We start from the raw sequence: 12,505 nt of genomic DNA, 5'->3' as shown, positions 1-12,505 counted from the left end.
TGGACGGGGACAGTGGCCCCTCGCCCGTTGAACTTGACCTCGGTTCAGGCCGGCAGTTCGACCGTGAAGGCGAACCGCGCTTTTGCGCCCGGCGCCAGAATGGTAGTCGACGGGCGCGCCGCCAGCTCAAGTCCTGCACCGGCCTTGGCAGCCATGCCATGCCATGGCTCGATGCACAGGAACGGCGCCCCGACCTTTTGCCATAGCGCCAAGTTCGGTAGGTTCTCGAAGGTGAAATGCAGCTGCGGCCCACCCTCCACACCATAGGTCAACCCATCACCCGCCCCTTGCGGAAAGATCATCGCATCCGCCTCGAACATCGAATGCTGGACGGTCAGGCGTCCGTCCTTGAACGGCGAATCCTGCAAGGTCGGGGGAATGAGGCCTCCCTCAAGGCGGGAGAGCGCAGGTTCAGCACCATTGTCGAGGGTGACCTGATGCGGTTTCCCTTCACCGCCCGGCAGCGGCCAGAGAAACGCCGGATGGAAACCCAGGCCAAACGGCATATCTGTTTGTCCACGGTTTTCCACTTCGGCAGCCACAGTCAGCTTGGCGCCATCGACGGAATGGTCCAGCGCGAGCAGGAAGTCGAAAGGATAGAGGGCATGCGTCACATCCGACGCCACCAGTTCGAACCGACACATGTTTGGCGTCGATGCCGTGAGGTCGAACGTCGTGCGCCGGGCAAAACCGTGCTGCGCCATCGGGAAGACATGCCCATTGATTTCGACATGGTCGTCCGCGGCCTTGCCGACGATTGGAAACAGAATCGGCGAGCGGCCGGTCCAATACTTGGAATTACCGTTCCAGAGCCAGTCGCGGCCATCACGGGTTTTAAGGCTCTGCATTTCCGCCCCGAGTGCCGAAATTTCGATGGTCAGAAACTCGTTACCGATCCGCACCGGGTGGCTCATCGCGCATTCTCCTAGATTCGATTGATCATGACCTTACCGGCTAACTAGGTCTTTGCCAGCCGAAAGGAAATTTGCAAAAAGGGAAAAATCACGTCATTTGATCTGCATCGTCCCGCATTGGCGGTTTTGCGGCGCAATATGATCAAACGTTTTAGCCGGACTTGTCTCCCGTTTTGGAAATTTCCGCCTCCGGCCCCATGTTCACTGCAAATAGCAGCGGAAGGTCTCGATGTCCGACGCCAGAAAAATCCTTAACCCCACCGTCTCACTGCCCGATGGCACAGCCGTCCCCACGCTTGGCGCCGGCACATGGAACATGGGCGAAAATGCCCGGCACCGGGCGACGGAAGTGGACGCATTGCGCCACGCCATCGATCTTGGCATGACCTTGATCGATACGGCGGAAATGTACGGTGAAGGCGGCGCAGAGGAAGTTGTCGGTGAAGCCATAAAGGGGCGACGCCACGAGGTCTTCGTCGTGTCGAAAGTTTATCCCCACAATGCCAGCCGCGACGGCGTCATCGCCGCCTGCGAACGCAGCCTCCGACGTATGCGCACGGACAGGATCGATCTGTTTCTGCTGCATTGGCGCGGCCCTCATCCATTGGCGGAAACGGTCGAAGGTTTCAAGACACTGGTCAAACAGGGAAAGATCGGCAACTGGGGTGTCTCGAACTTCGACACCGCCGATATGAAGGAACTGTTTTCAGTGCCCCATGGCGACCGCTGCGCGATCAATCAGGTGCTCTACAATATCGGGCGCCGTGGCATCGAATACGATCTCATGCCGTGGTGCGTGAGCAACGGCATCCCGATCATGGCTTATTCGCCGATCGAGCAGGGACGTCTGGCCAACCATCCCGACCTGATCGCCATCGCCAGCGCCCATAACGCCACGCCGGCCCAGGTAGCCCTTGCCTTCGTGCTTCAGCATTTCGGCATGATTGCCATTCCGAAAGCGTCCAACAAGGCGCATGTAGAGGAAAACGTGCGGGCCCTGACGCTAAGACTGCTGGACGACGAATGGCAGAAGCTCAATGCTCTTTTCCCTGCCCCGACAGAGGCAAGACCGCTGGAAATGCTTTGAGCTTGAATGAAAACGGGGCGATCCAAAGGACCGCCCCGACAAGGTTACATGCCCTGCGCTCCGCGGTTCATCGCCGCTATACCCGTGCGGCAAACCTCGATCAGACCAAGCGGTTTTACGACCGCAACGAACTGGTCGATCTTCGACGATTTTCCAGTGATCTCGAAAATAAAGTGGCCAACGGTCGCATCAACCACCTTCGCCTGGAATGCATCGGCCAGACGCAGCGCTTCGGCTCGGCTATCACCCGCACCGGCCACCTTGATCAGCGCCACTTCCCGCTCGATCGGGCGCTCCTGACCCAACTGACCGGCACGGACCGTCAGATCGACAACACGATGCACTGGCACGATGCGCTCGAGCTGGGCCTTGATCTGCTCCAGTACAGATGGCGTGCCGTTGGTGACGATCGTAATGCGCGACAGGTGCGACTCATGCTCCGTCTCGGACACCGTCAGGCTTTCGATGTTATATCCCCGGCCGGAGAAAAGCCCGATGACGCGCGCAAGAACACCCGGCTCGTTGCTGACGAGGACCGATAGCGTGTGGCTTTCTACCTTGGCTGTCTCCGGGCTGATGAAATAGGCCGAGCCGGTTGGTTGCTGATGTGCATTCATGGCTGTTTCCTGCTTTTTCTCATTGAATTATCGGTCAAGTCGAAAGCCGTCCTGGCGACGGTCACTCTCAGTTCCCGTAGAACACATAGGCTGCGGTATCCCGCGGTGAAAAATTCCTGATCTTTCCTGCCCATGCATCGCGTTTTGTCGCAAGGAAAGCATCATCATAGGACAGCCCCTTCTCCAGCACAAAGCTGTAAAAGCGCTGCATAAAGGCGGCCGTCGCTTCGTCGCCGACAACCTCCACCGTCAACAGCACACGCCTTGCCCCTGCCGAAGCGAGCGCAACCGGCAGGCCGCGTCCCGCCGACGTGGCTCCCTCGCCGGAAAGCGCGGTTTCACACGCAGAGATGACAACCAGGTCCGCACCGGTCAGATCCCAGGACAGGACTTCTCGCGCATGCACGACGTTGTCGCCGTCATCTTCCGCCTCGTTACCGGCACCAGCCTTCGAGACAAGGAAGCCTGCATTCAGAAGCTTGGCATTCAGGCCGGCATCGTCGTTAAAAAAGCCATGCGTCGCGAAATGAACAATGCCCTTGCCGGCCACCGCCTTTTTCAGCCTGTTTTCCGTCGCGTCCTCCGCTTCCAGCCTCGCAACCGTATGGCCTGCAGCCTTGGCGAGTTTGGAAATCTCCCGAACCTCTGACCGGCTGCCTGGCAGATAGGAGGCACCGGCATCCCGACCATATTTCAGCCCGCCGGCCAGCAGTATGTCACTCTTCTTCGCCGGCGCTTCACCATGGCTGCGGTGTGCATAGGCATCGCGACTGGAAATGACATGGACATCGACCGCCTGACCGAGCCGTTTGCCATCCGGCATTATCAGTTCTGCAAAGGGAAACTGGAACAGCGCCGCTGTCGGGCTGATGTAAAGAGCATTCCCTTCTCCGGCCAGCTTGACCAAAGCCTGTCCGACCAGATGGCGCGCTACACCCTCAGCAAGGAATTTCAGGGTTTCGGATTGCCCATGATGCCGCTCATACACGCGGACGACTTCCGGCGACGTGTCGTGGCGGGCAATGATGGCGTAGACGACTTCGGTCAGTGGATCGCCGCCACGGTCGGCGGGCCATGTATTGTAGCTGATGAAATCGACAACCACGTCACCCTTTGCCGGCCGCGGCAGAACAGCAAAGGGCTCCGGCTTTGGCTCATGCCACGGCGTTACGGCCATATCGATTTCGCCTGCCTCAAAGCTGTCGTTCAGCGTCTGGCGTGCCTTGACCATTTCGTCAGCCAACGGCTGCATTTCGGGCGTGAACAGGCTGGTCGATACGATCTCACGCAGATTTCCGACCCGGCGCAGATATTGCCGGATGTCACCACGTAACTTTTCGTCTCCGGTATCGTCGGCAAGTTCGCGCAGCCGTCGATCGGTAGCCGAGCGCATGGATTTCCAGTTGTCAGCGGCAACCGCGAGAATTTCGGCGCCTCTTTCGTTCTTCTCCGCGTAGGCGATCAGCGAACGAATGGCATCATCGCCCAGAATTTTGGCTGCCCTAGCGGCTTCAAGACTGCCGCCTGAGGACACGTTTGCGCGCGTCCATTCAAACAGCCGCGCATCAAGATCTGAGAAGACATCGGCCGCCTCGGCCGGACGCACCCGGCCAAGCACATCCGCGTAAGCCAGCATTGCATCGAATGTCATCGGATGGTTGTCACCGAGATTTTCAAGTGACTTCTGCATGGCATCCTTGCGATAAGCGAGAGCCAGATCATCCAGCTTCGCCTCTTCCGCAACGTCGCCGTAGAGATCGAGAAAAAGAAGCCATACTTCGAGGTCGGCGCCATCGAGCTCAGACAGGTCGGCCGACTTCACTTTCTCCAGATCGAGTTGCTTCTCTCCCGAACGGATTTCCGCATAGCGCTGCAACCATTGAAGACGCGTGCGAAATCCCTCGTTATAACCTGGACCGGTGGTTATCCTCGACACCGTTTCAATTACGGATATGGCATCTGCATATCGTTGACCTTCTATGAGGTCGTGCGCCGAATTCACCGCCGAGATGAGTGTCTCGCCTGCACCGCCGCCAAGCGCGTGAAATCGCGCTTCATATGCAAATCGGTCAGATACGTAGGCAGCAGCCGGCAATTTCAGCGACCGCAGAACAGCCGCCCGATTGTTCATGACCTGCCAGACAGCCTCATGCTCCTTGCCGAGTGCCTGAACGGCATTGGTTTCGAGAAATTCGTAGGCCGCAGCCGCCGCGGCCAGTTGACCGGCGGCATGCATGGACTGAGCCAGCCCGTCATAGGCCCGTATGGAATATTCGCTATTGCCGCCGAAATGCGCTGTCAGCAGATTGAGCGCCATATATCCGGTCTTCGTCGCGTCCTCATATCTCTTCTGGTCACGCATGTAAGCTGCCACATTGAAGAGCAGAAAGCCGCGTCCGGGGCCGGTATCCGTTTCGTTCAGGCGCGACTGCAGACCATAATCGAAGATATTTTCCGCCGCGTCGTCCAATTGGTAACTGGCGAAATGATCGCCGGCCTGACCGACGGTATTGAAGAAAAGATCGGCTTGTCCGTGGATCTCCATCGCCTTGAGCGCGGACATCATGGCCGTTTCCGCTTCCTTTCCACGGTCGGCGGTCAAGCGCGCATAGGCGGCGTTGACACGGGCCGTCAGGGCCTCTTGGGAGGCTTCGCCCGTTCGCTGGACCACGCTTTCGACATAGCGCGAAAGCAACGCCTCCTGCCGCCCGGGATCCTTCACGCCTCCGGCGGCATTGCCTGCAAGCAGGAGAAGTTCATCCCCCTCGCCCGCCAATGCCCGACGTGCCTTGTCGAGATGCGAGGACAGCATGGCGTCTAGAGGCTTCCAATGCCCCGCAGCCGCCTGCGCCCGTGCGAGCGCCAGAACCGCCGCTGCCGCCGGCTTGGGCGATTGATCGAGCAGTCCTTCGGCCAGAAGTTTTGGCAATTGCAGCTCGAGCGTATCGATATCGCGCTCGTTCAGAGCTCTCTCGATGATCGCGGGTCCATCCGGACCGGCAGCAATCGCGACCGACATTGGCGGGCAGGAAAACAGGACAAGCCCGGCCAACACGGCAGCTGCCGCGCTGGTCCGACTCCGAACTGGCCAACCGAGCCGGTCGAGACCGCCATCCTGCATCAGACGAGAGCCTTTCCGGCCTTGTCGATGGCGGTGGCGACGGCATCATCCGTTGCCTCGTCCGGCAGCAGCATCTCGTTATGTGCCTTGCCGGACGGGATCATCGGGAAGCAGTTGGCAAGATTGGCAACACGGCAATCGAAGATGACCGGTGCCTTGACCGCGATCATTTCGGCAATCTTTTCATCGAGTTCCTTCGGATCGTCGCAATACATGCCGACCGCACCGTAGGCTTCCGCCAGCTTGACGAAATCCGGCATCGCTTCGGTGTAGGAGTTCGACAGGCGGTTGCCGTGCAGCAGCTGCTGCCACTGCCGCACCATGCCCATATACTGGTTGTTCAGGATGAAGATCTTGACCGGCAGGTTATGCTGGATGGCGCAGGACATTTCCTGAATACACATCTGGATCGACGCATCGCCCGCGATATCGATGACCAGAGCATCGGGATGCGCCACCTGCACGCCGAGCGCTGCCGGCAAGCCATAACCCATCGTGCCGAGGCCACCCGAGGTCATCCAATGGTTGGGCTCCTCGAAACCAAAGAACTGAGCGGCCCACATCTGGTGCTGACCGACTTCGGTGGTGATGTAGGTATCGCGACCCTTGGTGGCTTCCGCGAGACGCTCCAGCGCATATTGCGGCATGATGACGTCGTTCGAATTCTTGTAGGAAAACGACTTTCTTGCGCGCCAGGTCTCGATCGAGGACCACCATTCGGCCGTCTGGGCCTTTTCAGGCTTCTTCGGCAGAGCCCGCCACAGACGAACCATATCTTCCAGAACATGGCCGACATCACCGATGATCGGAATATCGACGCGCACGTTCTTGTTGATCGAGGACGGGTCGATATCGATGTGAACCTTGCGCGAGTTCGGCGAAAATGCGTTCAGGCGGCCGGTAATCCGGTCATCGAAACGCGCGCCGACGCAGATCATTACGTCGCAATCATGCATGGCGAGATTGGCTTCGTAGGAACCGTGCATGCCCAGCATGCCAAGCCAGTTCTTGCCCGAGGCCGGATAGGCACCCAGGCCCATCAGCGTGGAGGTGATCGGGAAATCTGTCAGCTCAACCAGTTCCCGCAGCAGCTTTGAGGCTTCCGGGCCGGCATTGATGACGCCGCCGCCCGTATAAAGAACCGGCCGGCGCGCCGTTGCCATGAGCTCGATCGCGGCCTGGATGGAATTGAGATCGCCATTGACCTTCGGCTTGTAGCTCTTCGATGCCGTTGCTTCCGATGGCGGAACATAGGTGCCGGTGGCGAACTGGATATCCTTCGGAATATCGACGACGACGGGACCCGGACGACCGCTCTGGGCGATGCGGAAGGCTTCATGAATGATGCCGGCAAGTTCGTCTACATTCTTCACAAGCCAGTTATGCTTGGTGCACGGGCGCGTGATGCCGACAGTATCGGCTTCCTGAAACGCATCCGAGCCGATCAGCGTGGTCGGCACCTGGCCGGTCAGGCAGACGAGCGGAATGCTGTCCATCAGCGCATCCTGCAATGGCGTCACGGCATTGGTGGCGCCGGGACCGGAGGTGACCAGCATGACGCCGACCTTGCCGGTGGAGCGGGCATACCCTTCAGCCGCATGACCGGCGCCCTGTTCATGACGGACGAGAATGTGCTGGATGTCATCCTGCTGAAAGATCTCGTCATAGATCGGAAGGACGGCGCCACCCGGGTAACCGAAAATATGCTCGACGCCATTGTCCTTCAAAGCGCGAAGCACGATTTCGGCGCCTGTCATCCGGTTGCCGTTATCCGCCGTATCCGTCATGTCTTGTCCTCCTGATGTCTGGCCTTTTACTTGCAATGGCCGGGATTGCTGCTGGAGTATCTGTTTCCGGTCGGGCGAGTTTGATGATTGTCGATCCGGAAACAAGGCATAAAAAAAGGCCCCTTAGGAGCCTGTCTTTTCGCGCATGGGTGGCTAACGCCGGATGGTTACACCATCCTGCCCATGCGCGTTCCCACCACAATAAGAGCGATCGAATTTTTCATGATGCGAGTGTTAGCGACAAACATATCACCCGTCAACGCGATTTGCCTGAAAAATCGGCCCGCAAATACATCTGTCCCGAAAGCGACGACAACTAGCATGCGACAACCTATTGAAACACCTTATTAAGCTGCCTGCGATAATGTCCCCCAAGATTAAAGGGGTCACCCCCATAAGTAATAGATCGATTGTTTCAGCCCGACCCAGAGAATAGGGGCCAAGTAGTGCGTAACAGTGACTTTCAGAAAGCGATGACAGCCGGCGAGCAGGAAAGACGCGACGGCGAGAAACCAGGCAACCGACTGCTTGGGCGCATTGTCGCCTGCAACGGCGCCCATGCGACCATCGCGGCAGTTGCTGAAAACGGCGAAACAGGCTTGACGGAGCTCTGGTCGGTCGGGCGCCTGATCTCGATCAGCGTCGGTACGAACCGCGTGGTCGCCATCTCCTATTCCATGTCCACCTCCAAGCAGGAATGGGAAGATGGCGGCGACAACGAGTTTCGCATCGAAGTCGAACTGCTCGGCGAAGTCCGCGTCAGCCCGGACGGTCGCGAGGAGTTTTCGCGCGGTATTTCGCGTTACCCCTATCTCGGTGCAATCGCGCATCGCATCCGCGCGGCCGACCTGGTGCGTATCTACGATACCGGACAGAGTGAAAGCTGTGTCGTCGGCAAACTGACGCAGGACGAAGCGATCGACGCCACGATTCACATCCCGTCCATGCTATCAAAACACTTTGCCGTCGTGGGTTCGACCGGCGTTGGCAAGTCGACCGCCGTTTCGTTGCTTCTCAACAAGGCGATCGAAGCCGACCCCAAGCTGCGTGTCCTGATCCTCGATCCGCACAACGAGTTTGCCGCCGCCTTCCCCGAGAAAGCTGTCGTCATCGACACGGACACGCTCGACCTTCCCTTCTGGTTGATGCGTCTGGAAGAATTCGCCGAAGTGGTCTTCCGTGGCCGTGCCCCGGTTGCCGAAGAACTCGACATCCTGCGCGACATTATCCCCGAGGCAAAACGCGCCTTCCGGGGCAGTGAAAACTCGCTGATGCGCCGCACCACGGAAAAAAGCTCCGTTACCGCCGATACGCCGGTACCTTACCGCATGGCCGATCTTCTGGCGCTGATCGATGAGCGCATCGGGCGCCTTGAGGGCCGCAGCGAAAAGCCGGTTCTGCGCTCGCTCAAGATGCGCGTGTCATCGGCAATCAACGATCCGCGCTATCACTTCATGTTCTCCAACAACACGATCCAAGACACGATCATGGAGACGATCGCGCATATTTTCCGCATTCCCGGAGAAGACCGGCCGATCTCCACCTTCCAGCTTGCCGGCATTCCGTCCGAGGTCGTCAACTCCGTGGCCTCGATCCTGTGCCGCATGTCGTTCGAACTGGCGCTGTGGAGCAATGGCGCAATCCACATGCTGGTCGTCTGCGAAGAAGCACACCGCTATGTTCCGGCAGATCGGGATCTTGGCTTTGTCCCGACACGACAGGCTATCGCCCGTATCGCCAAGGAAGGCCGTAAATACGGCGTCTCACTCGGCGTCATCACCCAGCGTCCGGGTGAACTCGACCAGACAATCCTGTCGCAGTGCTCGACGGTCTTTGCCATGCGCCTGGCCAACGAAACCGACCAGGACATTATCCGCAAGGCTATTCCGAACTCCTCCATCTCCACGACAAGCTTCCTGTCTTCGATCGGCAACGGCGAAGCCATCGCCTTCGGCGAGGCAATTTCTGTCCCGATGCGTATGCGCTTCACCCGCGTCGATCAAAGCCATCTGCCCAAGGCGAACGGCATGAGCGCAGCCCATCATGACGGCGACGACACCCCCGATACCGTCGATCTTCGCTCCGTTGTCACGCGGATGCGCTCGGCTTCCGGTCCCGACATCAGCAGTTTCCAGCGCAGCGTCAGTGCGCAGAGCTTTTCGCTCGCGCAGACGGAAGCCTATCTCGATGACGCAGACGATGATGGTGCCAGCGATGCCGAATTGGCCCGCTGGAAAAGCGAAATGCGTGTTGACGACATGCCGCCCCTCGCTCCGACCCAGGCAGATCATTCGCAATCGGTCGAAGGCCTCGAGCCCTATCGCCCGGACATGCTGCCGCGCTCGCAGCGTGATGTGGAACCGGCAAGATCACCACGCTTTACGGAAACTCGCCGCGACGCAGCACCGGATTACGGCTCGCCTGGTCGCAATGAACCATCGCGTCCGGCCTTTGGCCGTCAGGATGGCAACAGCCCGCTTCGCGAAAGCATTCTGAAGAAGCCGCTGAGCAGTCTGTACGACAAGGACTGACGCAGCGTCTGTCCTTCACGCATTATCGGTCGGGCCTTCGGGCCCGGACCAGCGCTCCCAACTCCCGTCCATCTGGTTGCGAAACCACGTCATCTGCCGTTTCGCATACTGACGCGTCAGCGCCGATCCGCGCTCGATCGCCATCGCACGGCTCATGCGCCCGGTATTCATCTCGGCGATCTCGTTCACGCCGATCGCCTTCATCACCGGAAGATTCGCCGCCGGTCGCAATGCCAACAGCGCGTCTACTTCCTTAATGGCGCCGGTCGCCAGCATGATCTCGAAACGGCGGTTGATCCGGTCGTGCAGGACAGGCCGATCGGGCAATACAACGATCTTTTTCGCCCGTGCAGGATCGATGATCATCGGTCCGCGTGTTTCCTGAAAGTGCGAAATCGAACGCCCCGCATGAAGATAGGTTTCCAGTGCGCGCAAAATGCGCTGCCCGTCCTTCACCTGCAGTCGGTCCGCCATCTCAGGATCAAGGTTTGCGAGTTCCGCATGAAGGATTTCCGGACCTTCGTTCGTCAATCGCTGACGTAGTGATTCGCGCAAGTTATCGGGAATGGCCGGCATGTCCGAAAGGCCGCCGGTGAGCGCCTTGAAATAAAGTCCGGTCCCGCCGACCAGCACCGGCAGCTTTCCTTCGCGTTTCAGATCGCCAAGCAGGCGCTCCACGTCGCGCAGCCACTCGCCCGTCGAATAGGCCGTTATCGCCGGCACGTGCCCGTAAAGCCGGTGTGGCACGCCTTCCATATCCTCATCAGAGGGACGGGCCGTGAGCACCCGTAACGTATCGTAGACCTGCATGCTATCGGCATTGATCACCACGCCGTCATGCTTTTTGGCGAACTCGATCGCCAGTGCCGACTTGCCGCTGGCAGTCGGCCCGGTTATCAGGATCGCATCGAAATCGTCCACAAGGTCGTTCATCATGGCTTTCGTTGCCACGCTCATTGCCCATCCGTCAAATCCCGTTCTCAGTGCCGGGCTGGGCGAACAGGCCGCAGAGACGGCAAATGCCTCGGGTCTGTATTGGCTGGCCGATGGAATTGCCTGTGATATCGCATTACGCGATGGTGCCGATCTGGCTATCGTCGAAACCGCGCTACGCTCCCTAATCGCGGACAAGCCGATCGACCTCGTCATCCAGCAGGCGGAAACGCGCCGCAAAAAGTTGCTGCTTGCCGATATGGATTCGACCATGATCGGCCAAGAATGTATCGACGAACTGGCCGCTGAAGTGGGCCTGAAGGAGAAGGTTGCAGCCATTACCGCCCGCGCCATGAATGGCGAGATCGAATTCGAACCGGCTCTGCGCGAGCGTGTCGCTCTGCTGAAGGGCCTGCCGATCACCGTCGTTGATGAGGTCATCGCAAAACGCATCACGCTCACCTCCGGCGGTCCGCAGCTCATTGCCACGATGAAGGCCAAGGGCTTTTACAGCGCCCTGGTTTCCGGTGGTTTTACCGTCTTCACCAGCCGGATTGCCGACACGCTCGGCTTTGACGAGAACCGCGCCAATATTCTGCTCGAAAACGATGGCGCGCTGACCGGCGAGGTCGCTGAACCCATCCTCGGCAAACAGGCCAAGATCGACGCATTGCTCGACCTTTGCGAAAAACTGAACATCGCGCCGGAAGAAACGATGGCGGTCGGCGATGGCGCCAACGACCTCGGCATGCTCGGCGTTGCCGGCTCGGGCGTCGCTTTGCACGCCAAGCCGACGGTGGCGGCACAGGCCAAGATGCGCATCGACCATGGCGACCTCACCGCCCTTCTCTACATCCAGGGATATCGCAAAACCGATTTTGCGCCTGTCGCCTGAAATCCCGGCGGGGCCGAGGGAGGCGAACGTGATCATCCTGGAGACAGAGCGCCTCATTCTCCGCAACTGGCGGCCATCCGACCGTGATCTTTTTCGCGAGATCAATGCCGATCCGAAGGTGATGGAGTTCTTTCCGTTCCGTCGCTCGTACGAAGAATCTGACGCCGTCCTCGAAAAACTGAATGGAATGATTACCGACACCGGCATCGGCTTCTATGCGATGGCGTTGAAGGAAACCGGCGAACCGATGGGTTTCTGCGGTCTGTCGCCCACCAATCTTCCCGAAATCTTTCCCGATGGCATGATCGAGATCGGCTGGCGCCTCGCCACCCGCTACTGGGGCAACGGTTACGTCACGGAAGCCGCGCGGGCCTTGCTGGACGACGCGCTGACGACGCGCAACATGAAGGCGGTGGTGTCCTTTGCGGTCGCCGAAAACCTCCGTTCGACGGCGGTGATGGAGCGCATCGGCATGCAACGCCAGCCATGGCTGGATTTCAAACATCCCCGCGTGCCGGATACACATCCGCATCTAAAACAGCATGTGGTTTATGTGGCGGCGGCTGAGTTGTGGCAGCCAAAACAGACCGTCTGATCATCGGCAGAATGAGCGTCTCCGC

At 59.1% G+C, this 12,505-nt stretch carries 9 protein-coding genes; 4 read left to right on the top strand and 5 right to left on the bottom strand.

Annotated features, from left to right (window positions below; all coding sequences use genetic code 11):
* Window positions 1-44: 44 nt before the first annotated feature.
* Window positions 45-914: an aldose 1-epimerase family protein gene (locus tag GAO09_RS14540; protein WP_153354722.1), complete on the bottom strand. Its 870-nt coding sequence runs from the start codon at window positions 912-914 to the stop codon at window positions 45-47.
* Between the two features lie 229 nt (window positions 915-1,143).
* Here GAO09_RS14540 and GAO09_RS14535 point away from each other — a divergent pair, with 229 nt between their 5' ends.
* Window positions 1,144-2,001 (top strand): aldo/keto reductase, encoded by an 858-nt coding sequence (locus tag GAO09_RS14535; protein WP_153354721.1) that lies wholly within the window; start codon window positions 1,144-1,146, stop codon window positions 1,999-2,001.
* A gap of 44 nt (window positions 2,002-2,045) precedes the next feature.
* On the opposite strand, the gene ilvN is transcribed toward GAO09_RS14535, so the two are convergent.
* The 3 genes from ilvN to GAO09_RS14520 form a co-directional block, all read right to left on the bottom strand.
* The gene (ilvN, locus tag GAO09_RS14530) at window positions 2,046-2,618 is read right to left on the bottom strand and encodes an acetolactate synthase small subunit (protein WP_153354720.1); all 573 of its coding nucleotides are present in this window, start codon (window positions 2,616-2,618) and stop codon (window positions 2,046-2,048) included.
* Window positions 2,619-2,685: 67 nt separating this feature from the next.
* Complete coding sequence (locus GAO09_RS14525) at window positions 2,686-5,739, bottom strand: CHAT domain-containing protein (RefSeq protein ID WP_153354719.1); 3,054 nt, start codon at window positions 5,737-5,739, stop codon at window positions 2,686-2,688.
* Window positions 5,739-7,526, bottom strand: coding sequence for an acetolactate synthase 3 large subunit (locus GAO09_RS14520; RefSeq protein ID WP_153354718.1), 1,788 nt, complete (start codon window positions 7,524-7,526; stop codon window positions 5,739-5,741). The genes GAO09_RS14525 and GAO09_RS14520 overlap by 1 nt, the downstream gene beginning before the upstream one ends.
* Window positions 7,527-7,972: 446 nt before the next feature.
* Here GAO09_RS14520 and GAO09_RS14515 point away from each other — a divergent pair, with 446 nt between their 5' ends.
* Window positions 7,973-10,057, top strand: coding sequence for an ATP-binding protein (locus GAO09_RS14515; protein WP_410767679.1), 2,085 nt, complete (start codon window positions 7,973-7,975; stop codon window positions 10,055-10,057).
* Window positions 10,058-10,072: 15 nt separating this feature from the next.
* On the opposite strand, the gene miaA is transcribed toward GAO09_RS14515, so the two are convergent.
* The gene (gene miaA / locus GAO09_RS14510) at window positions 10,073-10,993 is read right to left on the bottom strand and encodes a tRNA (adenosine(37)-N6)-dimethylallyltransferase MiaA (protein WP_153354870.1); all 921 of its coding nucleotides are present in this window, start codon (window positions 10,991-10,993) and stop codon (window positions 10,073-10,075) included.
* Between miaA and serB the strand changes: the two genes are divergently transcribed.
* Together serB and GAO09_RS14500 are read left to right on the top strand one after the other, a co-directional pair.
* On the top strand, window positions 10,992-11,885 hold the full coding sequence (gene serB / locus GAO09_RS14505) for a phosphoserine phosphatase SerB (RefSeq protein ID WP_153354717.1): 894 nt from the start codon (window positions 10,992-10,994) through the stop codon (window positions 11,883-11,885). The two genes, miaA and serB, sit on opposite strands and share 2 nt — an antisense overlap.
* 28 nt (window positions 11,886-11,913) lie before the next feature.
* The gene (locus GAO09_RS14500) at window positions 11,914-12,480 is read left to right on the top strand and encodes a GNAT family N-acetyltransferase (RefSeq protein WP_324184696.1); all 567 of its coding nucleotides are present in this window, start codon (window positions 11,914-11,916) and stop codon (window positions 12,478-12,480) included.
* Window positions 12,481-12,505 lie beyond the last annotated feature (25 nt).

The organism is Endobacterium cereale (genome assembly GCF_009617585.1).
GTDB classification, from domain to species: Bacteria; Pseudomonadota; Alphaproteobacteria; order Rhizobiales; family Rhizobiaceae; genus Neorhizobium; species Neorhizobium cereale.
Note: the sequence above shows the minus strand (reverse complement) of the source record. Positions and strands in the feature narration are given on the sequence as shown.